The sequence below is a fragment of the Psychrobacter sp. GTC18467 genome (assembly GCF_055397455.1).
Window position 1 is genome coordinate 1,815,829 of record NZ_AP038920.1, and the last position, 26,152, is coordinate 1,841,980.

The window sequence follows — 26,152 nt, forward strand, 5'->3', positions numbered from 1 at the left end:
TTTTAGCATAATTTGTTTTTAATGGGAAAAAATCCTAAAAAAGCAAGGTGTTAATTCACTTAAAGATTGTAAAGCTATCAATTGCTTATCTTAAAAATTGAAGTTAATTGGCAAAAAAATTGATAGGTTAAGAAAATTGCCCTTTACGCCAAAATTATGACGGTAAGCTGTCCGAACGGCTACAAATCGGTAAGATAGGTGGTGATTGTTTTAATGATTTAGTATGATGGTAAAAATGCCCAAACCTTGGGCGCGATGATTATTCCTTGAATTTAAATAAGATTTTTTATAGCTGCTGGCTCAATCTTTTTTTCAAATTGGTTTTTATAAGAGAGTTTCAATGTCTCAATACTGCTCAACGTCTAAGCTGCCCCCATCCAAACTTCTGGCAAAAAAGCGCTTATTTCCGCTCAAGGTGAGTTTATTGTCCGCGACAATCATGGGGACACTTGGCACGCTGCAAGTGGCTTGTGCTGACCCTGCGCCGGTTTATAACGGCGGCTATCAAGTGGATAGTAGCATCAATTATTTTAACGATGCCGCCCGCGCTGCTGACCGCGGTGATGTGGGGGCGCTATTTAATTACGAGCAGCAGATGAGCGGCGGCTTATTTGCCATGTATCCGGCGTATTGGCGGCTCAATTTAAATTTAAATGCCCAAAGTTCAGGGGCAATTGCGCAATTTGTTCGCCAATATCCCAATTCGGTGATGGCAGAAAAATTGGTTGCCGATTTTGCTGAAGCTAAAGCGGCATCAGGGGATTATGCGTCGGTACGGCAAGTGGCAAATATGATTCACAATGCCGATGCGTCCGAAAGCTGCGCGGTAGCACTGGGCTTTAACCACGGCGGCGACACCATGCGTGCGATGGCAGAAAAAAATAACGTTTGGCTCACCACCAAAAAGCAGCCGGCGCTTTGTGACCAATTGGCGCTTGAAATGAACAATAACGTGTTGATTAGCAATCAAGACCGCGCAGCACGCCTCAAGCGGATGCTGCGCGCCGGCAAAACGGGCGACATCATGGCGCTGTCTAGCAAGCTTGGAGTGCCGATTGCCTACTCGATGCTCAGCGAGATTCAGTTAAATCCAACCGGATTTATTACGCGCTTTAATGCTCAGCCGCCAAGTCAACTCAATCAGTATTTGTACCTTTATGCCTTAGGTCGAATAGCCAGCAAGTCGTATCGCGAGGCTGCCGTTCAGCTCGATTTTGACATTAAGCAGGACAATCAGCGGCAAACAAAACTTTTAAATGACGACACGCGCCGTTATGGTTACCGGATTTTGGGCTTTCAGCGCATGATGCACAATACTGATGATGGCTTTAATAGTGAAGCAGTCGATTGGTTTGCCAAAAGCTTAGACGACGATTTTAGCAATGAAGAAGCCGAGGAATACGCCAAAGCCGCCATTCGCTTTAGCCGCTGGAATGACGTTGTTGAAGCCATCGCCCGAATGGATACCGACTTGCAAAAATCCCCTCAGTGGCAATACTGGGTGGCTCGCGCTTATGAGCAATCAGGGGACGCCAAAAAACGCAGCATCGCCAAAAAAATGTATCAGCACATCGCCAAAGGCAACGACTATTATGGGTTGATGGCAAAAGACAAAATCGGTGCGACCTTTAATCCAAGCAGCGCCGGCGGCGGTAGCCTACCCAATATTAGCGCCAGCGACCGCGCCCGCGTGCTGCAAGACCCGCATTTTGCGCGCGCCTTTGCCTTATATAATGCTGACGCTAGCCGAGCTTACGCCAACCGCGAATGGAACTGGGCGGTAAAAGTTGCCCGTGACAATCGCGATGACGCGCTGATTTTAGCCGCCGCTCGTCAAGCCCACGATTACGGTTGGCTCGACCGCGCCATTTATGCCGCTGACAACAGCTATAAAGCGACCAACCTTGCGCTATCGCATCCCATGCCGCACCAATCGGCGGTCGTCCGCTACAGCCGCGCCGCCGGCATCGACCCTGCTTGGGCTTATGGCATCATGCGTCAAGAAAGCCGCTTTGTTACCTCAGCGCGCTCTAACGTTGGCGCAAGTGGCTTGATGCAAATCATGCCGGACACCGCCAAATATATTGCTCGCAATTTGGGTGAGTCTTACAGCGCAGCCGTTGCCAACACAGGCGACACCAACATCCGCTACGGCACGTGGTATATGGGCGATATTTTAGGAAAGCTTCATGGTCAGCCGGTGCTTGCTACCGCTGGCTACAACGCAGGTCCTAACAAAGCCAAACGCTGGCAGCCAGATTTTGGCTCACTTGCCGCCGACCAGTACGTTGAGAGCATCCCGTATCCTGAAACCCGAAATTACGTCAAAAACGTCATGGAAAATGCCACCATTTATAGCAGCTTACTTGGCAGTCATCGTCCAGTACTGCAGCGCATGGGAACGATTCCGGCAAGCTACTAACATGCTGTTGGCAGTCCCATTAAAAAAGTCAATCGCCGCGGCTTTTGGCTTTTTTTAAAGGTTGTTTTTAAAAAAAAGAGGCATACAAATTCATTTGCCAGAACTTGCAGCGTCGCAATTTGACGCTTACGATTTTGCTATAGAGAATTTTCTTTTATTTGCTAATATTGTTTGCGCCATCATTTTATTAGTTAGCGTCCAAAGCTTACGCGGTTATTGATAACAATTGTTAATAACAATCACTGATAACAAAAGCGATTAAAGCCAAAACTAAAATGATGCAGCGCTTGATTTTAAATTTTGAATGCCAAATTGACTAACAACAATATTGCCTAATAACAATAATGATTTAATGCGAAAAAACAACTTTAGCGTTGATTGCTTATCCTAAAAACCGATAAGCTTGCACGATTTGCGATGATTGCGTCCTGAATTAAAATAAGGATATTTGATTTAGTAAGTTCACCTCAAGTTGCGCCAAGTTTTGGTGACAATTGACATACCGATTGATATTAACCTGATATTACTTGTTTTTATGATACGACCCTCACCAAATTTTGCCAAAGCTGCAAGCTTTGCAAATGGATTGACATTTGCCGCTTTGAGCGCCCTGCTTTTGCCCATGAACGCCGAAGCGGCTACCGCTGCCAAAGTTGGTCAGCGGGTGTTGATGATTGAAATGACCCCTGTACTTTGTAGCACTCAGCCGTCGCGAGCGCGAATGCGCCAGTGTTTAGAGGGCTACTCGTTGACCGTTTCGGGGCTTGATTTGGGCTACGGCGAGCGCTGCGGTCGTGGCAGTGACCCCAGTTTAACGCCACTTCAACTCAAAGTCGTCAACCGAATCATGCCCGATACCGCCGTTCGCACTCAAGTTTGGCAGCGTTACGGCGCTTGTAGTCCGCTCAGCTCAAGCAGCTATTTTCGCCAAATCACCAACCTTGCCGCTCAGCTTAAACTGCCCAATGAGCTGAACACCGGCAACAGCTATACCGTTTCTAAATCACGATTTATCAGTCAAATGACGCGGCTTAATCATGGCATGACGCCGGCAAGCCTTGATTTGATTTGCACGAAAGGCAATCGCCGGCAAGTCATGCTCTCTGAAATCCACGTTTGTTATGATGGCGGCAAATTTGGTCGCTGCAATAATACGGTCGACAACTGTGGCAAGAACTTTATCCTCTCAGGAAGTAGTAATTAATTATAGCGATATTTCTTGTATCATTTTAAGAATATTTTTTAAGTGGTTTATTTTATTAAGATAAATTTGCAATTTTGGAAGTAAAAAATTGTTGGTATAAAATGTAACAATATCGGCGCGAAATGGTCGGTATTTGTGCCTAGACGATTAATCTTACAAGATGCTAAACTAGCTTTGGTTTGATAAATAAGGGCAAGCGTTGCCATTTATTTGTCGTTTTGGTTTAAGACCCTAAGCTTGACCGATTAAGATAACAATATCATCGGCAAGCACTCTAATAATGATTGAGGGAGTTCGCTATGAAACAGCCTTTACGTGTTGCCGTGACCGGCGCGGCTGGCAATATCAGCTATGCCATGCTATTTCGAATTGCATCAGGTGAAATGCTTGGAAAAGACCAACCGGTTATTTTGCAATTGCTCGAAATCACGCCAGCACTTGACGCCCTAAAAGGGGTGGTGATGGAGCTTGAAGATTGCGCATTCCCACTGCTTGCCGGAATCGTTCAAACCGACGACGCCAATGTTGCCTTTAAAGACGCCGATTATGCGTTATTGGTTGGCGCGCGCCCTCGCGGTCCTGGCATGGAACGTAAAGACTTGCTTGAAGCTAATGCGGCGATTTTCTCCGTTCAAGGCAAAGCGTTAAACGATGTTGCAAGCCGTGATGTCAAAGTACTCGTGGTTGGCAACCCTGCCAATACCAACGCCGTTATCGCTCAGCGTAACGCCCCAGACCTTGACCCACGCAATTTTACCGCCATGACTCGCCTTGACCACAACCGCGCGATGGCTCAGCTTGCTGAAAAAACCGAAACCAGCGTTAATGATGTGAAAAAAGTTATCATTTGGGGCAACCACTCGTCAACTCAGTATCCAGACTTGACCGCTTGTACTGTGGACGGCAAACCTGCGCTTGATTTGGTTGACCGCGATTGGTACGAAAACACGTATATCCCTGACGTTCAGCAGCGCGGCGCGGCAATCATTAAGGCTCGCGGCGCCTCTTCTGCCGCCTCTGCTGCCAATGCTGCTATCGCTCACATGCGCTCGTGGGCACTTGGCACCGATGAAAACGATTGGGTATCGATGGGCGTTTATTCAAATGGCGAATACGGTATTGCCAAAGGTCTCATCTACTCATTCCCATGTACCTGCAAAGATGGCGACTGGTCGATTGTTGAAGGCGTTGATGTGTCATCCGATTTTTCAAAAGAAAAAATGGGCGCCACCGAACAAGAGCTTAGCGAAGAGCGCGATGCCGTAGCGCACTTGTTGCCATAAGCCTTTTGATTTTTGAATTAAAAAAGCCTTCAGTGATTGAAGGCTTTTTTATGGGCAACAATAATCAGTAACATAATTGGTAACTTTGCTCACAAATTGCGCCACCGATTTTGCCCAAAGTCTTGCTACAATCAAAAGGGTAAGACGCAATGACCACCATAACCAAAACAATAATGAAAAATAGGAGCGGTATCATGTTAGGCGAACCTTGTTATACCATGAATGATTTGTTTGCTCAGCTTGGGCTTGACAGTTCAGATGAAGCGATTGATGCCTTTATCGAAGAAAATAAGCTGTCAAAAGATGAAAAGCTGGTTGAGGCAGAAGTTTGGACGAAAAAGCAGTGCATGTTTTTACAAGAAGAATGGAAAAAAGACGCCGCTTGGGCAATCATCATTGATGAGTTAAACGTCCGAATGCATCCAACCGCTTAACCTTAATTAAAATTAAAAAGCTTTTAACCCAGTAAGCTTTTAATTTAATAAGCTTAAATAAACAGCGCCTTTGGTCATCTTACTAAAGGCGCTTTTTTAGGCTCTGTTTTGTTGCTTTAACTTTACTCATGATTGCGCCGCCAAGTCAGCAAATCATGAACGTCCTTTTGAATTCCCGCTTTCAGCGCCGCCAAATCTGGATAATGGCGCTCGCCGTGTAAAAAGTGCAAAAAGCGCACGTTAAAGATTTTACCGTATAAATCGCCGCTAAACTCTGGAAAAAATACCTCAAGTCGCCAGTCATGTGGTTTATCAACGGACGGTCTTTTGCCAATATTTGCCGTTCCAAAAAGGCTATTTTCGCGTAACCCTTTAACGCCTTGTTGACCGTTGTTTGCCAACTTGGTTAAGCCATTGTTAATAACGTTGCCATCATCATCAAGGCTCACCACATCAACCGCAAAAACGCCATGTAGGGCAGGCTTTAGGCGCTCAAGTGCAATATTTGCGGTCGGAAAATCAAGGGTTCGCCCGATTTTATCGCCGCTTTGGACAATGCCTGTGATGCTATAGTCGCGACCAAGAAGGGCATTGGCACGGTCAATATCGCCTGACAATAGCAATTCGCGGATTCGGGTGGAGCTGATTCGTAGGTTTTCTTTGGATTTGTCCGTAATGGTTGCTAAATTGGTGACCGGCAAGCCAAAATCACGCAAAAACTGACTGTCGCCAATGCGGTCATGACCAAAGCGAAAATCATCGCCCAACACTAAAGCTTTAACGTTTAACTTTTCAACCAAAATATCGGCAAAAGCTTTGGCAGATAAACTGCGAAACTTATCATCAAAGCTTGCCACAATTAATGAGTCTATTCCCATGTCCCGTAAAATGGCTTGTTTTTCGGCAAAATTGGTTAAGCGAGCAGGGGCATTTTTGGGGTCAAAAAACTCGCGCGGCTGCGGCTCAAAAATCATCACCGCCGATTGCAATTGCTGCTTTTTAGCATCATTGCGAACCGCGCTTAGCATCGCTTGATGACCTAAATGAACGCCATCAAAGTTGCCAATGGTTAGCACGCAAGGAGCGAGCGTTGGCGCAGCTTTGCTCAAATCAAACGCGGGGTCAAGTAAGTGCTCAAGAAAATAGGTATTCATAAAGGGCAGCTATAATCATTGCAAAAAAGTAATTGCAAAATAATTGGCAAACGATAAAAAATAATCCGCCAAGCAAGGCGGAAATCTTCGCTTATTATAAAGTAAAATGAGCGCTTGGGCATCTTTATTGGGATTTTGCGGCAGCTAAGTCGTTGCTGCTATTTTGAATCAAAAAATTAGGGCAAGCTATGACCATGGCATTAGATGAAGACTTTAGCGTAAGACAAGCAGTGGCAGCAGATTTGCCGGACATTTTGGCGATTTTTAATCAAAGTATCGGCGGCAAGCAAGCCACGGCGCACTTAACGCTGGTAGATATTGCAGAGCGCCAAGCTTGGTTTGATGAGCATTTAGGTAATCCAAAACGCCCAATTGTCGTGGTAAGTAACAACCAAAACGGTCAAATCGTGGCTTGGGGCAGCTTTAGCGACTTGTATGCCAGACCTGCTTATCATATCAGCAGCGAGATTAGCATTTATTTGCATGAGGATTATCAAAATCAAGGCTTAGGTCGCAAGCTTAGCAGTTGGCTGATTAAGCTTGCGCCAAGCCTTAGTATTTATAATGTCATCGCGCTGATTTTTGCGCACAATGCCCCAAGCCTTGCGCTATTTAACAAGTTGGGCTTTAGCCAATGGGGCTATTTGCCCAAAGTTTGTGATATGGACGGCTTTCTAGCCGATGTGGTTATCCTCGGCAAGTCGCTTGAAGATAACGAATAGCGCCGTTATCCCAAGATTTTCCAATTGCCATTGATTTTTTGCAAATCGTAGCTGAGCGGGGCGGGCGCGCCTTGGTCAGCTAGCCGTAATTCGCCGGTGACGGTGGCTTTGGTTTTATCCGCGTTATATTTGGTGTCGGTCAAGGTCACGCTATCCACGGTTTTTTGAAAGGCGAACTGGGTGTTTTTTAATTCCTCAGTAAAGTTTTCCATATCGACGTGATAATAGGCGGCCGCTTTTTCGGCTTCACCATAATATAGCGTATCTAAGGCAAGCTTGACCGTATGCTCAGGCGTTCCCACTGTCGTTGGGTTGGTCAAGATACTTGGCTGCTTGACGGCGGCAGCAACCGGATTGATGTCTTTACTGACCACCTCGGCATTCCCCGTGAGAATTTCACTTTTTGGGGCAATGATAGCCGGCGGCGTGGTGTTGGCAGGATTGATAAACATATCACTGTCGGCATTATCGACTTGGGCGCTAGGTTTTTGCTTAATTGGACTTTCGCCCAGCTCATGGTTTACGTTGTCATCTAAACTATCATTTGAAGCGGTTTTACTTTCAGTGCTAACGGCAGCATTTTCAGCGGCGTTGTCTTTGGGGCTACAAGCGCTTAATAATAACGCCGCGCTTATCATGCTAAAAAGTAGGGTGTTTTTGGTTAAAGATTTGCTGAAGGTATTTTTAAAGGGGGTCATAATTTGCCTTTGATTCAAATTTGGGACAATTTTTTAAAATAATTTATCCTGAAAGATCTTAAAGATAAATATAAAAATTGTCCCAAAACCGGCAAAGCTGTTTGGCTTCGGTAACGATACCGTTTAACCGTGTTTTAGCTGCCGTGGTCGAAATCCGGTGGCGATTAATACCGCGCCATAAGTGACCGCTCCTGCAACACATAACAGCGCCAATGCAATAATGCGCTGCCACTGCGAGGCGTCCGTTGGAAAATAAGGAATGAGCAAATAAAGCGCGGCAAGCATGGCAAAGGTGGCGATAAAAAATTGTAAAAATAGCTTTTTCCAATGCGCGCCAAAACGAAAAATCCCGCGGTCATGCAGGCAGTAATATAACAATCCGGCGTTTACAAACGATGCGCCAGTGGTCGCAAGCGCCAAGCCGCCGTGAAGCGGTTTGTCTAATAAGTAAAAAATACCAATAAAAATGACGCTAAAAATCATATTGGCAAACACCGAAACGATACCGATTTTAACCGGTGTTCGGGTATCTTGACGGGCAAAAAACGCAGGGGCAAAGATTTTAATCAGCATAAACCCTAAAATGCCGCCTGCCATACTTTGCAGGGCAACCGCGCTCATTTGGGCATCGCGAAGGCTAAATTCGCCGCGCATAAACAGCGCTTGCATCAACACATCGGACAAAATAAACAGCGCCGCCGCTGCCGGCAGCCCGACCAAAATAATCAGTTTTGCTGCCCAATCGATGGTTTTTTTAAAGCTGACGTCGTCTTTTTGCGCCTCACTTTTGGAAAGACTGGGCAAAATTACCGTGCCAATTGCCACCCCAATCAGACCAAGCGGCAGCTCGCTCATGCGTTCAGCGGCGTAAAGCCAAGATACCGAGCCGCCAATCATCAGGGACGCAAAAACGGTATTGAGCAATAAATTAATTTGCGTGACCGACACCCCAAAAATCGCCGGAAGCATCAATTTTAAAATGCGCCGGACGCCCTCGTGAGCAAAGTCAATTTTTGGCGCAACGAGCAGCTTTTGTTGCCAAAGCTGCGGCAATTGAATGAGTAGCTGCAAGAGTCCCGAAATTGCCACCGCGTAGCCCAATGCCATAATGGGCTTGTCAAACATCGGCGCAAAAATTAGCGCCCCGCCAATCATACAGAGGTTCAGCAAAACCGGCGCAAAGGCAGGGGCGGCAAAGCGGTTGTAACTTTGCAAAATGCCGCTGGCAAACGCGGTCATCGAAATGAATAATAAATAAGGGAAGGTGAGGCGAAGCAGCTCAGTTGCCGTGTTAAATTTGTCCGGTTGGTCGGCAAATCCGGGGGCAAATAAGGTGATGACCCAAGGCGCAAGTAAAATGACCACCACCGTGAGCATCGATAAAATCAGCATCAGCGCGCCGGACGTTCGGCTAACTAAGATTTGCACTTGTTGCAGGTTGTATTTTTCTTTGTATTCGGACAACACCGGAACAAAGGCTTGGCTAAATGCGCCTTCAGCAAACAGCCTTCGCAAAAAGTTGGGGATTTTAAACGCGACCAAAAACGCATCCATGAGACCGCCTGCGCCAAACACACTCAGCAGCACCACATCACGAACCAACCCCAAAATCCGCGACAACATGGTCATGCTACTGACAATCATGGTGGAGCGAAATAACCGACTTTTTGCCATAACATTCCGAAATTTATCGTCAAAAAACGCGAGCGATTATAGCACTTTCAAGTCACTCGTAAATGGATTGCTTGCGGATTTCACAAGGAGGGTATAAAAATAACTGGCTGTTTTTTGATTGTTTGCCGTTTAAGTTGTGATTAACTGTTACTTAATCGCGCGGCAACCAGTCCCCGCAATTTTTGCCACTCAAAATACTCACCGGGGTCGGTTTTACGGACGGGGGCAATGTCGCTATGACCTGTCAAATGCCGCCGCGTTTTGGGATACGCTTCATAAATTGCGGCAATAATATCGGCCAACACCTCGTATTGAATGTCGGTAAATGGCACAAAATCTGACCCTTCAAGCTCAATACCAATGCTAAAATCGTTGCATTCCGCCCGACCTAAATAGCTTGAGCGTCCTGCGTGCCAAGCCCTGTCGTTAAAATTGACAAACTGGGTAACTTGACCACCGCGCTCAATAAATAAATGCGATGAAACTTCAGCGTCTTTAATGGTCAAAAAATACGGATGGGCGTCCCAATCAAGCTGATTTAAAAATAGCGCTTTGACGTAATGCAAGCCGTTGTCATCTGACAATCCAAACTCATCGGGCGGCAAGCTGATGTTATGAATGACAATCGCCTGAATGTCGTCATCGTTTGGGCGCTTATTGAAATTGGGCGAGGCAAGCCAAGTCGCCCGCTCAAGCCTGCCATCGCAAATTTTAGGAGTAGGATTAGATGTCGGCATGGCAGTTACCTTTAAAAGTGGTGCATTATTGAAAATGGCAAAAAAACGACGTTAAAAACAGCCGAGATGGACAATCGGCAATCAAAAAGCCACATTTTACCGCGTCGCTGCAAGCGATTAATGCTAAGATAGGGCGTAGATTTTGGGTCATTTTATCGCTAATTTTGGCAAATTGCACGAGCACGAACGTATGAGATGTCACGCTTTTTTTGGTCAAGCCGTTATCCTAGTCAAGTCGCCGCTGTTACGACTCACCGCAGTGGTCGGGGCGGTTATACTCGCGCAATCGGCGCAAGCTTTTTTACCAACGCCATTAAATCTAGTGAGCGAAGGCAAACTTGCGCCAACGCTGAGCGATGAGTCCACTCAGCAAATTATCGCGGCAAATGAAGTCGATGACCGTCAAGAAAGAACCACTGATTTAGCAAAAAATAAAACCAAAGAAAATAAAACGCTAATCAGCAGCCAAACTCAAAATAGCGCAAGCAAGCTATTAGCAAACTGGCAAGCAAAAGCAGCTACCAAAAATTTAGCTCAGCAAACCACGTGGCGGCGATTGCTTTATTTTGTGGATGATAAAAAAAGCCTTTTTGGTAAAAGTAAAAAAAGCAACCAAAGCTTGGTTGATAATCCGAAGTTTTTTTTAAGTCCCAACGGCAGAAATGATTCCAAGGCAGAACTTGATGCCATGCTTGGCGCCTTAGCAAACGAGATGGTCAATCCTGCTGCCAAAAACGACTCGGTCATTTGCCGATTTCCGGCGCGCGCCAATTGGCTGGCAGGCGAGCTTGGGATTGAGTTAAATCAAATCAATGCCGATTGCCCCAAGCTTGAGGATTGGTTGACGACGCTTGCGCCGAACCAATTATCCGTGATGTTTGCCCAAGAGTACTTGGACAATCCGCTATCCGCCTTTGCTCATACCTTGCTGCGAATTGACTCAAAAACAAGCGCCAATGATTTTTCTAAAATCAATCATGCTTATGCCTTGAACGACACCGTCAATGGCGATGACCGTGATCACTTTGTCATTTATGCGCTCAAATCGGTCAGCGGTCGCTATAACAACATCATTGAAATTGACCCTTATCCTGAAAAGTTGGCAAAGTATCTGCAAGAGGACGAGCGCGACACGTGGACGTATCACCTCAAATTGACGCCAAGCGAGGTCAAGCAAATCATGGCTCACGTTTGGGAAACCAAAGATTTAGGGTTGCCGTATTATTTCACTACCGACAATTGCGCCTCTGAAATCTTGCGCCTTATTGACGTCGTTCGACCTGAGCAGCATTTACTCAGCCAATTGTCGTTTGCGGTCATTCCCTCGGATGTGATTCAGCTGTTAGCTAAAGAAAACTTGATTGAAAAAGGTCGCTTTACGCCCTCGGACAGTAGCTTGCGGCAAGCAGAACTTAACAAAGCTCAATCGCAAAATTTGCCAAAAGCCAAGCTTGATGCCATCAAATCGCATAAAGACAACCCAGTGTCGAGCATCAGCCCCGATGGTAAAACATTGCTGACAACGACCATCACTTCCGCTAATAACAATCCCATCGACCGCCATTATTTACAATCGATGCAGCTTGGTATCGGTCAGCGCGGCGAGAATGACTACGCCGATATCGGTATTCAAGCCGGCTACCACGATATGCTGGATAATCCGGCAGGATTTCCGCAGTTTTTTAACTTGACCGGACTTGCCGCCACTTTTCGCGTCAATGACACCGATGATGAAAAATTGTCCCCAAATCGCGTTACTTTGCAAAATTTTACCTTGATTAAAGGTCGCTCGTTTAATCCTGTTAATGCCGCCAAAAAAGGCACCACTTGGGGCGCGGCGATTGAAGCCACCCGAGTGAACGACGGCTCGCAAAACGAGGCGCTGCAAAACAGCGACAAAGACCATTTGGTGGCAAGCACCTCGTTTGAATATGGCTGGTCGTGGGCGTTTGGAACGCCAAAACTTGGCACGGGACAAATGCCGCCGCAGCTTTGCTTTGCCATGGCGAACGGCACAGCGCAGGCAGGTCGCGGCATCAGTAAAGGCTACCGCGTTGGCGCAGGGCTTGACACCGGCTGCTATTATCAAATCAATGACCGCTTGCGCGCCGCCGCAGGGCTACAACTGCCGTATTGGTATCACGGCGACAGCTCGGATGACACGCTAACATCGCACTATTGGCAGCCGATTAGCAGTTTGGGGCTGCAATACGACATTGATAAAAATCAAGCGCTTAGGCTTGATGCCAGTTATGAATGGCTTGACCGGATTGAGTCGCAAGAGGATATTAAACTATCCTATAAGCGCTATTTTTAACGGTGACATTGATAATAACGATAAAATAAAGGATAACTCATGTCGGAGCAAAATCAGCAATATAAAAAATATCTGATTATCGGTCAAGGCGCTATAGGCTTACCGGTGACTAATCATCTTGCCAATCAAGGCTTTGATGTGACAGGGCTTGCAAGGCAGAATCGTAAGCATTATGACTTGGCAAACAATGCGCAGTTTTTGCAATTGGACGCGCTTAATTTAACCGCTGAGCAGCTTAAAGACTTTCATAGCATTGCTATCATCGTTACCCCCGATGACTATTCAACATCAGGCTATGAAAACAGCTATTTAAAAATTTGTCAGCATTTAGCAAGTCTTAGCGATGAGTTACCAAACCTTGAGCGCATTATTTTTATTTCCTCAACTGGAATTTATGGTCAAGACAATGGCGAGTGGATTGATGACACGGTTAAGCCTGAGCCATTAGCTGACGACTCAACATCAAATTTTATCTTAAAAGCTGAGCAAGCGCTGCAAAATGGCTTTGATGATAAAGCCATTATCATTCGACCAAGCGGGATTTATGGTCGCAAGCGCTTAATGCGCGTCCGTCAAGCTCAAAAAGATGAGAAAGAGCCGATAGCGCGCGAGCAGTGGACGAACCGGATTATGGACAGCGATTTGGTGACGATTATTGCAAAGGTTTTGACGATAGCATCGCCAAAGCCGCTGTACCTTGCCACCGATTATCTGCCGGTGACCAACTTTGAATTGACCACTTGGCTCAGTAAAAAACTTAATAGCACGCCGCCCAAAGTGGCTGACAGCAAGACAGCGGTGACGGGAAAGCGATTGCATAGCAATATCCCGCGCGATTGGCTTGCTTTTCCCGATTGGCAATCAGGCTACCGCGATATTTTGCAGCATAGCAATCGTGATGACAACTAAAGGCTTACGGAATTAACTTTGGCAATGACTCAACAACACGGCGATAAAGGTTTCAATCAAGACCATTTGCTCAAGCATCCCAATTTTGACCCTAAAAAGACCAAGATTGACCCTGCAAGAGCGCTGACGGATATTCCAAATCCTGCGCCAAATGCTCAGGAGAGTATGGATACGGAATTAATTTGCGATGAGCGAAAACTGACTTCAAAGCCGCCGTTAAATGAGGCTCATGAATTGTCAAAATGGCAAGTGATTGCTTCAGAGGGGTTAAAAGCACATTTAGAGCTATTAACTGCCGCGCAATTGATGGCGCTTCCGGCAGATTTTGAGCAGCCGCTTGAGTCGCCGCCCTTAATTGCTGATTTTGACCCAACAGTGTTGCTCGATTTGGCGGATATTGACCGCGTTTTGCAAAAGTTACCGATGCTGACGCGCTTTGGCATGACGATGGATACAACTGAACATCTTACCAAGCCAAAATCTGCGCCGTCACTTCGCGCGCTTATCAAGCGCTTTGACATGGATTCGCGCTTAAACAGCGATTTTATAGACGATTGGCAAGTAATTTTGCAGCCTGAGGATTTTGAAACTAAAGCTACGCGATTACAAGACAGCCTTGCCCTTGATATTTTGCCGTGCAGTGTTGCCGTTCATGTTTTAAAATCGTGCAACCCGCGAAAAACCATCAATCGCCGTTTGAGTGCTGAGCAAATTTGCCAATTTGCACGCAGTTTTGTGTTAAGCCAAGCGGTAAAATTTCCGGCTCGGCGCGATTATTTTCGGCAAATTCGCCTGTTTTCAGGTCATATGATTATCGCCGCGCTGCTATTAGGCTTTGAGATGGAAGTCAGCCGCGATGGGGCGTGTTATTTTAATATTTCCTCAAAGTCGCGCTTATTTTTACGCTACCCAAATTTGCCGGATTATCACATCAATGGTTGGTCAAATTAAGCAATAATGCGTACAATAAAGCATTTTTTTATCTATTCGTTTTGTCTATTGAGGTCGTTATGTCATCGCAGTCGTTTTCATCGCATGATTTTATCCAGTTGGCGCTTGACAATCAGGTGCTAAAATTTGGTGAGTTTGTTTTAAAGTCCGGTCGCATCAGCCCTTATTTTTTTAATGCAGGACTGTTAGCAACGGGTGAAATGCTGTCGTTGTTGGCAAACGGTTATGCCAAAGCCCTTGCCGATGAGATGCAAAAAACGGGCAATCGCGACTTGGTAATTTTTGGCGCCGCTTATAAAGGCATTCCGTTTGTGGCGGCAACCGCGCAAGCGCTTTGGCGCAATCACGGCATCAACGCCCATTGGGGCTACAACCGTAAAGAAGCTAAAACCCACGGCGAGGGCGGCAGCCTCGTTGGTGCGGACGTATCCGGCAAGTGCGTTTGGATTTTGGATGATGTGATTACCGCCGGTACCGCAATGCGCGAGGTGGTCGATATTTTGGACGCGGCAGGGGCAACCATTGGCGGTATTATCGTGGCGCTTGATAGAAAGGAAAAAGGTCAAGGCGAGCGCTCAGCGATTCAAGAGCTTGCTGAAAATTTAGACGTTCCGGTTCGTGCGCTTGTGAGCATGGATGATTTAATCAGCTATTTATCTGACCCAAACCGACCCTATCAAAACCCAACCCAACTTGCAAAAATGCAGCATTACCGCGAGCAATACGGCGTATAATGGCGCGCTAGTATTTTGAAACTTAAAAATAGAACTTAAAAATAACAAGTTAAGTGAGCCTCTCATGACACAAGCGACTTTGAATATTTTGGTCATTATGGACCCCATCGAGCGCATCAATTATTATAAAGACACCAGTCTTGCGATGATGTGGTCGGCGCAAAATCGCGGTCACCAGTTATTTTATTGTCAAATTCATGATTTGTGGCTCAATCGTGGTCAGCTGATGGTGGACAATCAAGCCGTGACTTGTGCTAAAAACCCTGCCGATTTTTATCAGTTGGGCGAAAAACAAACGCTGCCGGTGACGGATTTTGACGTGATATTAATGCGCAAAGACCCGCCGTTTGATTTGCGCTTTTTACATGCCACTTATCTGCTTGACCACGCCAAAGCGGCAGGGGTTTTGGTGGTCAATGATCCAACTGCGATTCGCGATTGTAACGAAAAGCTGTTTGCCACGTGGTTTAGCCCCTTTATGAGCCCGACCATTGTGACGAGCAAACAGGCACACATCCGCGAATTTATCCGCGAGCAGCAAGACGTGATTGTCAAGCCGCTTGATGGCATGGGCGGAATGGGGGTGTTTCGCTTGACCGCCGATAGCCCAAATATTGGCGCAACCCTTGAGATGCTCACCGAGCTTGAAACTATGCCAATCATGGCTCAGCGCTATTTGCCAGAGATTAGCGAGGGCGATAAACGCGTGTTAATCGTTGATGGTGTGGTAGTCGATTATTGCCTAGCGCGGATTCCGGTTGGCGGCGAGACTCGCGGTAACTTGGCGGCTGGCGGTCGCGGCGTTGCCATGCCGTTAAGTGATGCTGAACGCGAGGTGGCGCAAACGGTGGCGCCGATTGTTCGCGAAAAAGGGCTGATGTTTGTTGGTCTTGATTTAATTGGTGGCAGAATTACCGAAATTAACGTCACCAGTCCCACTTGCGTTCGTGAGATTGACGACCAATGCGGAACGGATATCGCTACCGACTTTATTAAAGCGATTGAAGCAAGGCTTGCTTAACAAATTTTGAATGACCGCTAATTGATTTGTGATAATCCTGTGAATTGATAACCAAAATCCACAGTAATTGCGATGATTTGATTTATACTAAGCGCTTTTTAACGATTAGGCGCTTTTTTATTTCAGTTATTTGAGCATAAATTGATAACAGCGCCGAGTTTTACCTAAAGTGAATAATAAATAAGCAGTAATTATGGCAACAAAATCTCCGCAAATCTTAATGATGGCTGCCGGAACGGGCGGTCACGTATTTCCGGCACTCGCGGTCGCCGAAGAGCTGACCAACCGCGGTGCAACCATTCATTGGCTTGGCACGCAAGTAGGTATGGAGAATGACTTGGTCGCGCCAACGGGTTACGCTTATCATGCGATTAATATGCAAGGGCTTCGCGGCAAAGGTCTTGGGCGCTTGCTCAAATTGCCGATGACTTTGTTTGCCGCCGTAATGGCTGCCACCAAAATCATTAAGCAAAACAAGATTGATTTGGTGGTTGGCTTTGGCGGTTATGTGAGCGCGCCCGGTGGCATTGCCGCCAAAATGACCAGAACGCCTTTAATCATTCATGAGCAAAACGCCATTGCCGGAATGAGCAACCGCTATTTGGCAAAAATGGCGGTTAAAGTGCTGCAAGCGTTTGAGGGCGCGTTTGATAAAGGCACCAGTGACAAAGTGCAAACGGTCGGCAATCCGGTTCGTAATGCCATTACGGGGATTAAAGCGCCTGCTGAGCGTTATGATGATAATGACACCTCGCCGCTACGATTGCTCGTTGTTGGTGGTTCGCTTGGCGCGCAAGTGTTAAATGAGACCGTACCCAAGGCGCTTTCGCTGCTTGATAAGCCTTTACAAGTCCGCCATCAGTGCGGTCGCGGTAATGAAGAGGCCACCCAAGCGGCTTATGAAAGCGAAGATTCAGCCAGTCACAACATCACCGTTCAGCCCTTTATTGAGGATATGGCAGCGGCTTATAATTGGGCAGATGTGATTGTTTGCCGAGCCGGCGCGCTGACGGTAACTGAGATTCAAAATGTTGGCATTGCCGCGATTTTCGTGCCGCTGCCGCACGCCGTTGATGACCACCAAACGGCAAATGCCAAGACGCTCACGGACAATGATGCCGCGATTTTATTGCCGCAGTCGGAACTTACGCCAAAACGGCTGAGCGAAACGCTCATTACGCTCAATCGCCCTGCTTGTAAGGTGATGGCGCAAAAAGCGCACGACCTTGCCAATCAAAGTTCCACCATGACTACCTCGGACATCATTTGGCAAAGCCTTTAAGTCATATTGTAGTAAAGTTATGGTGGTCTTTAGGATAAACCGCTAAATTTTTCCATTGACCCGTTGTTGGTTTGACCCATTTTAAAGAGACCCCACTATGCCAAGCACCGCTTTCGCCAACGCCCTTTGTCCTCCGCGCAGCCAAGACCATAAAGACTCCCCCAAGCGTTTGATTGAAATTCCCGAAATGCGCCGAATTCAGCATTTGCATTTTGTCGGTATTGGCGGCTCGGGGATGTGCGGTATCGCCGAGGTCATGAGCAACCAAGGTTATCGGGTAAGCGGCTCGGATATTAACGACAGTCCTGTCACCAAGCGCCTCCGCGACATCGGTATTGAGATTTTTATCGGTCACGATTCTAAAAATATCGCCAATGCCGACGTGGTGGTGGTGTCCTCCGCCATTGACCGCAGCAACCCTGAAATTAAAGCGGCGCTTAAAGCTCGCCTGCCGGTCGTTCGCCGCGCTGACATGTTAGGCGAGCTGATGCGCTACCGTCATGGCATTGCGGTGGCAGGCGCTCACGGCAAAACCACAACGACAAGTTTGCTGACCACGATGCTTGCTGAAGGCGGTCTTGACCCCACTTACGTCATCGGCGGCAAATTAAACGCGTCCGGAAAAAACGCTGCCCTTGGTAGCAGCCGCTATTTGGTTGCTGAAGCCGATGAGTCGGATGCGTCATTTTTAACGCTGCACCCCATGGCGGCAATCGTCACCAACATCGACCAAGACCACATGGAAACCTATGAAAATAGCTTTGACAAATTAAAAGCTGCTTACATTCAGTTTTTACAAAATATGCCGTTTTATGGTTTGGCGGTGGTTTGCGGTGATGACCCTGAGCTTTACGCGATGATTGATGACATCTCGCGACCGGTATTGACCTTTGGTCTTGAGCCTTATAATGACGTTCAAGCCATTGACGTGGTCAGCGACGGCACGAAAACCCATTTTACCGTTCTTCGCCGCGATTTTGAGCCGCTCAGATTAACCTTAAATATCCCCGGAATGCATAACGTTTACAATGCTTTAGCGGCAATCACCATGGCAACCGATGAAGGCGTTGATGATGAAGCGATTAAGCGCGCGCTTCAAAAATTTGCAGGGGTCGGTCGCCGATTTGAGCAGCATGCGGCAGTTGAATTAGAAGAAGGCGATGTGTTATTAATTGATGATTATGGTCATCATCCAACCGAGGTTGATGCGACCATTAAAGCGGCGCGCCAAAGCTTTCCGGATCGCCGTTTGGTCATGCTATTTCAGCCGCACCGTTATAGCCGGACGCGCGACTGCTTTGATGACTTTGTTGAGGTTTTATCGAAAGTTGATGAACTGTTGCTTCTTGACGTTTACTCAGCAGGGGAGGCGTTAATTGTTGGCGCGGATTCCAAAGCGCTAGCAAAAAGTATCCGTCACCGCGGTCAGGTTGAGCCGACCATCATTGATAAAAGTAATATTGCTGAGGTGATGAAACGAATGCTTCAGCCGAACGATTTGCTCATCACCCAAGGCGCCGGAAACGTCGGTCAAATTGCCATTGATTTGGCGGCAAATCAGCTGTACCTTAACGACCCCATTGTTTAAAAAATTGTTCAACGTTACAAATTAAGAGTTCATAAGCCATGACCGACCCCAATCAAAGCCTAAATCACGCTGAAAAAATCAACTATCCTAAAATCAAGCCAAGCCATGTCACCGATGCCAAAGCCTTTGGTAAGGTTGCCGTGGTTTATGGTGGCAACAGCAACGAGCGCGCCATCTCTTTAAATAGCGGCGCGGCGGTTCTGGCTGCCCTTCAAAATCAGGGCGTTGATGCCACCCATTTTGACCCAAAGTTTCAAGACATCAGCGAATTAAAGCAGTTTGACCGCGTTTTTAACGTCTTACACGGTCGCGGCGGTGAAGACGGCGTTTTGCAAGGGCTTTTAGAATGGCTACAAATTCCGCAAACGGGCTCTGGGGTGTTAGCCTCCGCTTTGGGAATGGACAAAGTGCGCACCAAGCAGCTTTGGCAAGGCTGCGGCCTATCGACCGCGCCGTTTTCACTGCTAACCGCTGATACTGATTGGCAGCAAGTGGTTAACACCTTAGGACTGCCGCTGATTGTCAAGCCAGTTCATGAAGGCTCAAGCATTGGCATGACCAAGGTCAATCATTTGGACGAGTTGCCCAAAGCCTTTGCCACCGCCGCCGATTGTGGCGACGCGGTCATGGCGGAGCGCTGGATTACCGGTCGCGAGTTTACCATCGTGATTATCGATGATGAAGCCTATCCGGTCATTCGTCTAGAGCCTGCCGACATTACCAATTTTTATGATTTTGAAGCCAAATATAACCGCAATGACACCGGTTATTTTATCCCTTGCGGGCTGAGTGTTGATGATGAAAGACACTTGCAAGAGTTAAGCCTAGCTGCCTTTCGCGCCGTTGATGCCAAAGGCTGGGGTCGAATCGACGCCATGCAAGACGATAAAGGCAATTTTTGGCTACTTGAAATTAACACCGTTCCTGGAATGACCAGTCATAGCCTTGTGCCAATGGCAGCAAAAGCTCGCGGCATGGATTTTGAGCAATTATGCTGGCATATTTTGGCGCAGACGCTTAGCAAGTAAGGTTCTATTTGCACAATTAAGATACGCAGCTTATAATCAATATAGATAACCAAATTGCAAGCTAACTGACAGATAAATAAGTGAAAAATGGCTGAGGTGATTGACTTCAGCCATTTTCTAATCATTTATTGAGTGAGGAAATCAGCTTAACCACTGCAATGACCCCTAACGACCAAGCGTTGAGACCAAATCATCTTTTAGAGAGTCAACTCAACTTAGGAACGCTGTATACCATGTCGCAAGCTGTCAACCCGTCATCGCCATTACTGAGTAAAAAATTCACTCAAGTTAAAATGGCAATATCTAGCATTAAGATCACGGTTTTTTATGTGATTGCCGTGGCAGTGATCTTGATATTATTGTTGATAGCGATGGCAAATAAAGCCCTGCAAGATGCGCCAGCTGCCCATATTGAAATCAGTTCGGAACATCTGAGTCCGGCGCAGTATCAAGCCTTAAGCTTGGCGGTTAGCGGCGCAGTTTCTGACAACTTTTTTACCGCCGACCTACAAGCGCTTCGTGATTTGGCGTTGTCACAGCAGTGGATTGATCAAGTAAGCATCACTCGTGATTGGCAACGTGGTATTATTATCAGCGCTTTGCCAAAGCAGGCAGTTGCCAATTTTGGTACTGAGCGCTTAATTGATGCCAAAGGCTCAGTATTTGTTCCCGTAGAAAGCGTTGATTTGATGCGAGCTCAGTTTGCAATGCTTCAAGGTGACCCTGCAAAATCTCGGGTGATTATGCAGCAAATGCAACAAATTAATGAGTGGTTTTCGCCACTGAATATGAAAGTTGAAGACATTATTTTAACGCCTAGAATGACATGGTTGGTGCGTTTTGATAATGGCATTCGGCTGATTGTGGATAACGAAAATACCGCTCAAAAGTTGTTAAGTCTAAGCCAACTGTTAAATGGCAGCTTAGCCTCACAACTTGATGAGATGCAGTCAATTGACTTACGTTATAAAAACGGCTTTGCCATTGCTTGGAAAATGACCGCAGGCGACACTGGCAAGCCTAATGCGGCAAAAAAAGCGGAAGATCATATTGTCTTTGAGGGAGAAACCGACCATACCGTAGGTTAACGCTCAGTCAGCTTAAAAAGCGATCATCATTGCCGATGGTAGAAAGGATTGAGCAACCTTCTAGCAGTAATTTTGAGAAAAGAGTATAATGCCGCCGCATAAGATAACAGCCGTCACACTGCGGTTAATGGGCGTTTTTTAATGGGAAATGAACAGACCCTCACGGTCTTTGATAACGATACTGTAATAAAAAATGAAAAATACTGAAACCTTAGTAGTTGTCCATTTAAGTGCCACTGCCGTTTATGTGGTCATCGGTAATGTATTGTCTGTAAAAGACATTCAGATTTTGGGCATCGGTCAGGTAAAGAACAGTGATTTTTATCAAGGTCAGATTAAGCATCGTGAACGCTTAAAAAGCGCCATTAAAAAAGCCATTCAAGAAGCTGAAGATATGGCAAATTGCCGCGTTCATAGCGTTTGGCTTACCTTATCGACTCCAGAATTGCTCAGTAAAAACAGCATGGGCGAGGTACAAACCAGCGATGGCGAAGTGCGCATCCAAGATATGGTGAATGCCCTGACCCGTGCCAAATCTAACGACTTGCCTTCCAACTATTACTTGATGCACTGCTGTCAGCAAGGTATTTATATTGATGAGCAAGAAGCAATGGTCGATGATGCCATTGAAATGATTGCCGAGAAAATCTGCGTCATGTATCACATGATGATGATGCCAGTGGCAAGCCGACAAAATATCCAAAGATTGCTGCAAAGCTGTGATGTTGGGGTTGACCATGTGGTTTTTGATGCGGTGACCAGCGCTGAATACTGCTTGAGCTTGGATGAGCGCCAGCAAGGGGTTTGCTTGGTTGATCTTGGCGCCAGTACCAGCAGCATTTGTGTTTATAAAGAAAACAAACTTATTTTTACCCACTGCCTAGCCAGTGGCAGCCATGAAGTGACGATGGACATTTCTGCTGAATTAAACCTCTCAATGATTGAGGCGGAGGAGCTTAAAAAAGAGTTTGGCACGGTAGATGTCAGTAGCGTTGACCCAAGCTCATTTTTTTCTTATCCGCGCTATGGCAGCAGTGAAGTGCTCAATGTCAGCAGCTATAAACTTGCCCAAATTATTGAAGCCCGTTATATCACCATTTTAGATGACATTGCTCAGCGCTTACGCCAAGAGGGACTGCTTGATTTTATCGATCGCGGCATGGTATTTACCGGCGGCGGCAGTTCGATGCGCGGTATGGTGGCATTTTCCAAAAAGTTATTAAAGACGCCGGTTGCGCTTGCAAAAACGCATCCTGCTATTAAGATTTATAGTCCGATTCACGATCGTGATCTGGAAAGCTATTTACAATCTCAGCTGTCAAATCCTGCGTATCAAACTGCCTTTGGGACACTGTTATACAGTCAAAGTGATCAATTTCGACACAGTGAGCAAAGTGAACCTGAAGCCATCAAAACGGATGGGGTTTTTTCTGGAATTAAGCGCAGTTTTGGCAGTATCTTTAAAAAGATTATGTAGTCAATGGCTTTTAATAAAGCATATTTTTACAAAAAGCTTGTATGTTAAAATAAATGATGTTCAACTAAGTGCCGATGGTTAAGCTTAACCGCAATTATTCACTTACGAGTTATCAGACTATTTTAAAAATACGTCGATTGCCTATTAAGAAATTAGGCTTAGGTAATCTACAACTGGAGAATTTTTTCTATGTCAAAATATACCATGCCAGATGTCAATCAGCCAGTGAGCAACGGCCAGGCCCGCTTTATTGTATTCGGCGTGGGCGGTGGCGGTGGCAACGCGGTTGAACATATGGTTCAACAAGGCATTAAAGGGGTAACCTTTGTTTGTGCCAACACCGACAAGCAAGCGCTTGATCGCTTAACCACGCCTCATAAGCTGCAACTTGGCGCGAAAAGCAATCGCGGTCTTGGGGCAGGGGCAAATCCTGAAGTGGGTCGGGAAGCGGCTGAAAGCGAAGAAGACTCTATCCGAGCGCTGCTTGAAAATGCCGATATGGTGTTCATTACAGCAGGAATGGGCGGCGGCACCGGAACGGGAGCGGCTCCTGTCGTGGCGCGAATTGCTAAAGAAATGGAAGTGCTGACCGTTGCGGTCGTCACCACGCCATTTAAATTTGAAGGCGGCAAGCGCATTAAAGCAGCTCAAGCAGGAATTGAACAATTAGCCAACTTCGTTGACTCAATCATTACCATTCCTAACGACAAGCTGATGAGCGTTTACGGCAATATTTCTATGAAAGATGCCTTTAAAAAAGCCGATGACGTCTTGCTTCACGCCGTTCAAGGGATTGCGGAAACCATCGCTAGTGAAGGTGTCATTAACATCGACTTTAACGATATTCGCACGGCGATGACTGCTAAAGGTCATGCGATGATGGGAATTGGTCGCGCCAGCGGCGATGACAGAGCCCGTCAAGCCACTGAAAAAGCCATTCGCTCGCCGCTGCTTGATGATTTACGCCTAGAAAACGCTAAAGGGCTTTTGGTCAACGTCATCTCTTCAGAATCATTATCTTTAGATGAATTTAGCAAAATCAGCGAAATTGTTGAAGAAATTACCGATATTGATGACGCGCATATTTTCTATGGTTCAGTGATTGACGAAAATATGAATGATGACTTGCATGTCACCGTGATTGCCACCGGTCTTACCTTAAATGAAGAGGTTAAAAAAACGCCAGAGTCTAGCCCTGCTGTTCCGCCCGTCACCAGCAATCAGCCGGTAGATCCTAATGTGCATCCTAGTGCCCTAAACAGCCAAAAACATGCGCAAACGCGGTTATATCAAGAAAGTCAAGGTCAGGCTGAGCCGCAATCTGAGCAGCCGCAAGCGCGAACGAATAGCATTCAAGATTATTTACGGCGTCAGCAAAACCGCTAGTCGCAACGATTTTTTTTTCTTAAAAACCAATGCTCAGCGTTGGTTTTTTTTATTTTAAAATGAGACCTTTCAAAAAAATTATAGCATCTGCAACGCCTAATTTAATTGGACTTATGAGTATTATCAACAAATTATCAAAACTTGGCTATAGCCGTGATGCCAAAATTAATGGTACACTACGGCAATTGTAACAAGATATGTGAGAAGTAACCATGAATCAACGAACAATACATTCAGTAATTCATATTACTGGAATTGGTCTGCATAGTGGTCACCCCGTCGATTTAGAGTTTCATCCGCAGCCTATCAATACCGGCGTCATCTTTGAGCGCTCAGACATTATTGCTTCAGAGCCCATTCCTGCCAACGCTTTTTTAGTTCAAGATACCATGATGTCCTCAAATTTGGTATTTGGCGGCACACGTGTCGGTACGGTTGAGCATTTATTAAGCGCGGTTGCAGGGCTTGGCATCGATAATTTACTGGTTCGCGTTTCTGCTGCTGAAATTCCAATTATGGACGGCAGTGCGGCACCCTTTGTTGGCTTGCTGTTGCAAGCAGGAATTTGCGAGCAAGAAGCACCGAAGAAATTTTTGCGAATGCGCCGCTCAGTTCGGGTCAAGGTTGATGATAAATGGGCAGAGCTGCGACCGTTTGAGGGCTTTGAATTAAATTTTGAGATTGATTTTGACCACCCAGCGATCGATAAAGATTTTCAGCATGCCCAATTGTGTTTTTCTACCCAAAACTTTATCGAAGAGCTGAGCGCTGCTCGAACGTTTGGCTTCTTAAAAGACATTGAGGCGCTACGGAAAAATAACTTGGCCCTTGGTGGTAGCATGGAAAATGCCATCGTTATTGATGATTCTGAAGTGCTAAATGTTGAAGGTCTTAGATTTGCCGATGAGTTTGTGCGTCATAAAATACTGGATGCGTTAGGTGATTTATATTTGATTGGCTATCCTATTTTAGGTCGTTTTAATGCCTATAAATCTGGTCATGCGTTAAATAATTTGCTCATTCGCGAGGTGTTATCAGACCCTGATAACTTCGAAATTGTAACATTTGATGACAATGTAAGCTGTCCTGTGGAATATTTACCTTTATCAGCAATAACCATTGAGGGCTGATAACAAGCTTATACAGGAATTATCGCAACATTTACGCAATATTACATAGTCACATTTTAAATTAAAAGTCAATCGCCTATAAGATTAAATTATATCATTTTCTTAACTTCCCAAGACTAGATAAACTCTTTGATTGGGGAGGTCAAAAAAGGTTTGAAAATGAAATCTGAAATTAAGATTTCATTTTCAAACCTTTTTTTGTGAGATAAAAAATTGCCTTACCAACATTTTTCTTAAGCTTTTAATACTTATTTTACATAAAATTACATTGTAAATTTAGCTTTTTTCGGTCTCAATCAGCCTAAAAAGTGCGTTTTGTAAATTTTTATCTGTGATGACATGCCTAGCTGCCTGTGCTATAGTCCGCTTTGTGTTTTGGCTAAGGGCATGATTTTCATTGGCTTTAACGGACTTTTTTAAGTCTGCCGGCACTACAGATTGTTCATAAAACGACGGTTTTTTGGAATCAAATTCGACTACCACAACACGCAATGCTTTAAGTTGGCGGAATGTAAGTGATTCGCGATTTAGCAGCTGAAGGTAAGCGTTTTGTAAATATCGGATATGATTCGCCGCCGTCGTTGAGCTCACACTGAGCGTTAGTTGCTCAGCAGTTAGTCCCACGACTTGGCAGGAATTAAGAATCTCATCAGGCAGCGTATCTGCCAATAGCTTTTTTAATTCAGCAGTCGCTTGTGTCAATATTTCGAGCGTATCAGCAAGGTTTTTTGGCAAGATACTGCCAGCAAAGGCTTGATGATCGATCAAATTAGCAAGTTGATTGGGCTGTTTTTTTGACATGAGAATGCTCCAAAGGCAATCAGTGTTAATGAAGCAAGAACAATTCATCCAAAGCTGCACAAGCTGGGTAGCAAGGGATTTTTCAAGTGGTTAGTTGTTAATGGCAGGTCGC

The 26,152-nt window shown here is 45.9% G+C and carries 22 protein-coding genes; 17 read left to right on the forward strand and 5 right to left on the reverse strand.

Going from position 1 to position 26,152, the window contains the following annotated elements; all coding sequences use genetic code 11:
- Positions 1 to 439 precede the first annotated feature (439 nt).
- The 4 genes from ACZ5XY_RS07950 to ACZ5XY_RS07965 all read left to right on the forward strand — a co-directional run bounded on the left by ACZ5XY_RS07950 (position 440) and on the right by ACZ5XY_RS07965 (position 5,343).
- Positions 440 to 2,422 (forward strand): lytic transglycosylase domain-containing protein, encoded by a 1,983-nt coding sequence (locus ACZ5XY_RS07950; protein ID WP_464743823.1) that lies wholly within the window; start codon positions 440 to 442, stop codon positions 2,420 to 2,422.
- A 535-nt stretch (positions 2,423 to 2,957) separates the two neighbouring features.
- Complete coding sequence (locus ACZ5XY_RS07955) at positions 2,958 to 3,626, forward strand: T2 family ribonuclease (RefSeq protein WP_464740570.1); 669 nt, start codon at positions 2,958 to 2,960, stop codon at positions 3,624 to 3,626.
- 299 nt (positions 3,627 to 3,925) lie between these two features.
- On the forward strand, positions 3,926 to 4,909 hold the full coding sequence (locus ACZ5XY_RS07960; RefSeq protein ID WP_464740572.1) for a malate dehydrogenase: 984 nt from the start codon (positions 3,926 to 3,928) through the stop codon (positions 4,907 to 4,909).
- Positions 4,910 to 5,103: 194 nt separating this feature from the next.
- A complete protein-coding gene (locus tag ACZ5XY_RS07965) occupies positions 5,104 to 5,343 on the forward strand; it encodes a DUF2789 family protein (protein ID WP_464740574.1) in 240 nt (79 codons plus the stop codon).
- Between the two features lie 122 nt (positions 5,344 to 5,465).
- Here the strand turns inward: ACZ5XY_RS07965 and ribF are convergent, their stop codons facing one another.
- On the reverse strand, positions 5,466 to 6,497 hold the full coding sequence (gene ribF, locus ACZ5XY_RS07970) for a riboflavin biosynthesis protein RibF (protein ID WP_464740576.1): 1,032 nt from the start codon (positions 6,495 to 6,497) through the stop codon (positions 5,466 to 5,468).
- Between the two features lie 188 nt (positions 6,498 to 6,685).
- Here ribF and ACZ5XY_RS07975 point away from each other — a divergent pair, with 188 nt between their 5' ends.
- Positions 6,686 to 7,219: an N-acetyltransferase family protein gene (locus ACZ5XY_RS07975; protein WP_464740578.1), complete on the forward strand. Its 534-nt coding sequence runs from the start codon at positions 6,686 to 6,688 to the stop codon at positions 7,217 to 7,219.
- 5 nt (positions 7,220 to 7,224) lie between these two features.
- On the opposite strand, the gene ACZ5XY_RS07980 is transcribed toward ACZ5XY_RS07975, so the two are convergent.
- The 3 genes from ACZ5XY_RS07980 to ampD all read right to left on the reverse strand — a co-directional run bounded on the left by ACZ5XY_RS07980 (position 7,225) and on the right by ampD (position 10,328).
- Positions 7,225 to 7,917, reverse strand: coding sequence for a hypothetical protein (locus ACZ5XY_RS07980; protein WP_464740580.1), 693 nt, complete (start codon positions 7,915 to 7,917; stop codon positions 7,225 to 7,227).
- Between the two features lie 123 nt (positions 7,918 to 8,040).
- Positions 8,041 to 9,591 carry a murein biosynthesis integral membrane protein MurJ gene (gene murJ, locus ACZ5XY_RS07985; RefSeq protein ID WP_464740582.1) on the reverse strand — a complete coding sequence of 517 codons (1,551 nt, stop codon included), beginning with the start codon at positions 9,589 to 9,591 and terminating at the stop codon, positions 8,041 to 8,043.
- Between the two features lie 140 nt (positions 9,592 to 9,731).
- On the reverse strand, positions 9,732 to 10,328 hold the full coding sequence (ampD, locus tag ACZ5XY_RS07990) for a 1,6-anhydro-N-acetylmuramyl-L-alanine amidase AmpD (protein WP_464740584.1): 597 nt from the start codon (positions 10,326 to 10,328) through the stop codon (positions 9,732 to 9,734).
- A 190-nt stretch (positions 10,329 to 10,518) separates the two neighbouring features.
- On the opposite strand from ampD, the gene ACZ5XY_RS07995 reads away from it, so the two are divergent.
- The 12 genes from ACZ5XY_RS07995 to lpxC all read left to right on the forward strand — a co-directional run bounded on the left by ACZ5XY_RS07995 (position 10,519) and on the right by lpxC (position 25,239).
- The gene (locus ACZ5XY_RS07995) at positions 10,519 to 12,645 is read left to right on the forward strand and encodes an Lnb N-terminal periplasmic domain-containing protein (protein WP_464740586.1); all 2,127 of its coding nucleotides are present in this window, start codon (positions 10,519 to 10,521) and stop codon (positions 12,643 to 12,645) included.
- A gap of 39 nt (positions 12,646 to 12,684) precedes the next feature.
- Complete coding sequence (locus tag ACZ5XY_RS08000) at positions 12,685 to 13,554, forward strand: SDR family oxidoreductase (RefSeq protein WP_464740588.1); 870 nt, start codon at positions 12,685 to 12,687, stop codon at positions 13,552 to 13,554.
- Between the two features lie 24 nt (positions 13,555 to 13,578).
- Complete coding sequence (locus ACZ5XY_RS08005; RefSeq protein ID WP_464740590.1) at positions 13,579 to 14,505, forward strand: hypothetical protein; 927 nt, start codon at positions 13,579 to 13,581, stop codon at positions 14,503 to 14,505.
- 59 nt (positions 14,506 to 14,564) lie between these two features.
- Positions 14,565 to 15,239, forward strand: a complete 675-nt coding sequence (gene pyrE, locus ACZ5XY_RS08010) for an orotate phosphoribosyltransferase (RefSeq protein ID WP_464740592.1) — start codon at positions 14,565 to 14,567, stop codon at positions 15,237 to 15,239.
- A gap of 64 nt (positions 15,240 to 15,303) precedes the next feature.
- Positions 15,304 to 16,260: a glutathione synthase gene (gshB, locus tag ACZ5XY_RS08015; RefSeq protein WP_464740594.1), complete on the forward strand. Its 957-nt coding sequence runs from the start codon at positions 15,304 to 15,306 to the stop codon at positions 16,258 to 16,260.
- Positions 16,261 to 16,453: 193 nt separating this feature from the next.
- Positions 16,454 to 17,542, forward strand: coding sequence for an undecaprenyldiphospho-muramoylpentapeptide beta-N-acetylglucosaminyltransferase (murG, locus tag ACZ5XY_RS08020; protein WP_464740596.1), 1,089 nt, complete (start codon positions 16,454 to 16,456; stop codon positions 17,540 to 17,542).
- 187 nt (positions 17,543 to 17,729) lie between these two features.
- Positions 17,730 to 19,130 carry a UDP-N-acetylmuramate--L-alanine ligase gene (gene murC / locus ACZ5XY_RS08025; protein WP_464743825.1) on the forward strand — a complete coding sequence of 467 codons (1,401 nt, stop codon included), beginning with the start codon at positions 17,730 to 17,732 and terminating at the stop codon, positions 19,128 to 19,130.
- Between the two features lie 38 nt (positions 19,131 to 19,168).
- The gene (locus ACZ5XY_RS08030) at positions 19,169 to 20,158 is read left to right on the forward strand and encodes a D-alanine--D-alanine ligase (protein WP_464740598.1); all 990 of its coding nucleotides are present in this window, start codon (positions 19,169 to 19,171) and stop codon (positions 20,156 to 20,158) included.
- A 233-nt stretch (positions 20,159 to 20,391) separates the two neighbouring features.
- On the forward strand, positions 20,392 to 21,246 hold the full coding sequence (locus ACZ5XY_RS08035; protein WP_464740600.1) for a cell division protein FtsQ/DivIB: 855 nt from the start codon (positions 20,392 to 20,394) through the stop codon (positions 21,244 to 21,246).
- A 193-nt stretch (positions 21,247 to 21,439) separates the two neighbouring features.
- Positions 21,440 to 22,723 (forward strand): cell division protein FtsA, encoded by a 1,284-nt coding sequence (gene ftsA, locus ACZ5XY_RS08040; RefSeq protein WP_464740602.1) that lies wholly within the window; start codon positions 21,440 to 21,442, stop codon positions 22,721 to 22,723.
- A gap of 189 nt (positions 22,724 to 22,912) precedes the next feature.
- On the forward strand, positions 22,913 to 24,109 hold the full coding sequence (gene ftsZ, locus ACZ5XY_RS08045) for a cell division protein FtsZ (protein ID WP_464740604.1): 1,197 nt from the start codon (positions 22,913 to 22,915) through the stop codon (positions 24,107 to 24,109).
- Between the two features lie 212 nt (positions 24,110 to 24,321).
- Entirely contained in the window at positions 24,322 to 25,239 is a 918-nt protein-coding gene (gene lpxC, locus ACZ5XY_RS08050; RefSeq protein ID WP_464740606.1) for a UDP-3-O-acyl-N-acetylglucosamine deacetylase, read from the forward strand.
- 276 nt (positions 25,240 to 25,515) lie between these two features.
- Here lpxC and ACZ5XY_RS08055 read toward each other — a convergent pair whose 3' ends face one another.
- Entirely contained in the window at positions 25,516 to 26,040 is a 525-nt protein-coding gene (locus ACZ5XY_RS08055; protein WP_464740608.1) for a DciA family protein, read from the reverse strand.
- Positions 26,041 to 26,152 lie beyond the last annotated feature (112 nt).

Excerpts from the sequence above, each read along its gene's own strand:
- ACZ5XY_RS07950 (WP_464743823.1), top strand. The coding sequence starts at position 440 with ATGGGGACACTTGGCACGCTGCAAGTGGCTTGTGCTGACCCTGCGCCG.
- ACZ5XY_RS07955 (WP_464740570.1), top strand. The coding sequence starts at position 2,958 with ATGATACGACCCTCACCAAATTTTGCCAAAGCTGCAAGCTTTGCAAAT.
- ACZ5XY_RS07960 (WP_464740572.1), top strand. The coding sequence starts at position 3,926 with ATGAAACAGCCTTTACGTGTTGCCGTGACCGGCGCGGCTGGCAATATC.
- ACZ5XY_RS07965 (WP_464740574.1), top strand. The coding sequence starts at position 5,104 with ATGTTAGGCGAACCTTGTTATACCATGAATGATTTGTTTGCTCAGCTT.
- ribF (WP_464740576.1), bottom strand. The coding sequence starts at position 6,497 with ATGAATACCTATTTTCTTGAGCACTTACTTGACCCCGCGTTTGATTTG.
- ACZ5XY_RS07975 (WP_464740578.1), top strand. The coding sequence starts at position 6,686 with ATGACCATGGCATTAGATGAAGACTTTAGCGTAAGACAAGCAGTGGCA.
- ACZ5XY_RS07980 (WP_464740580.1), bottom strand. The coding sequence starts at position 7,917 with ATGACCCCCTTTAAAAATACCTTCAGCAAATCTTTAACCAAAAACACC.
- murJ (WP_464740582.1), bottom strand. The coding sequence starts at position 9,591 with ATGGCAAAAAGTCGGTTATTTCGCTCCACCATGATTGTCAGTAGCATG.
- ampD (WP_464740584.1), bottom strand. The coding sequence starts at position 10,328 with ATGCCGACATCTAATCCTACTCCTAAAATTTGCGATGGCAGGCTTGAG.
- ACZ5XY_RS07995 (WP_464740586.1), top strand. The coding sequence starts at position 10,519 with ATGAGATGTCACGCTTTTTTTGGTCAAGCCGTTATCCTAGTCAAGTCG.
- ACZ5XY_RS08000 (WP_464740588.1), top strand. The coding sequence starts at position 12,685 with ATGTCGGAGCAAAATCAGCAATATAAAAAATATCTGATTATCGGTCAA.
- ACZ5XY_RS08005 (WP_464740590.1), top strand. The coding sequence starts at position 13,579 with ATGACTCAACAACACGGCGATAAAGGTTTCAATCAAGACCATTTGCTC.
- pyrE (WP_464740592.1), top strand. The coding sequence starts at position 14,565 with ATGTCATCGCAGTCGTTTTCATCGCATGATTTTATCCAGTTGGCGCTT.
- gshB (WP_464740594.1), top strand. The coding sequence starts at position 15,304 with ATGACACAAGCGACTTTGAATATTTTGGTCATTATGGACCCCATCGAG.
- murG (WP_464740596.1), top strand. The coding sequence starts at position 16,454 with ATGGCAACAAAATCTCCGCAAATCTTAATGATGGCTGCCGGAACGGGC.
- murC (WP_464743825.1), top strand. The coding sequence starts at position 17,730 with ATGCGCCGAATTCAGCATTTGCATTTTGTCGGTATTGGCGGCTCGGGG.
- ACZ5XY_RS08030 (WP_464740598.1), top strand. The coding sequence starts at position 19,169 with ATGACCGACCCCAATCAAAGCCTAAATCACGCTGAAAAAATCAACTAT.
- ACZ5XY_RS08035 (WP_464740600.1), top strand. The coding sequence starts at position 20,392 with ATGTCGCAAGCTGTCAACCCGTCATCGCCATTACTGAGTAAAAAATTC.
- ftsA (WP_464740602.1), top strand. The coding sequence starts at position 21,440 with ATGAAAAATACTGAAACCTTAGTAGTTGTCCATTTAAGTGCCACTGCC.
- ftsZ (WP_464740604.1), top strand. The coding sequence starts at position 22,913 with ATGTCAAAATATACCATGCCAGATGTCAATCAGCCAGTGAGCAACGGC.
- lpxC (WP_464740606.1), top strand. The coding sequence starts at position 24,322 with ATGAATCAACGAACAATACATTCAGTAATTCATATTACTGGAATTGGT.
- ACZ5XY_RS08055 (WP_464740608.1), bottom strand. The coding sequence starts at position 26,040 with ATGTCAAAAAAACAGCCCAATCAACTTGCTAATTTGATCGATCATCAA.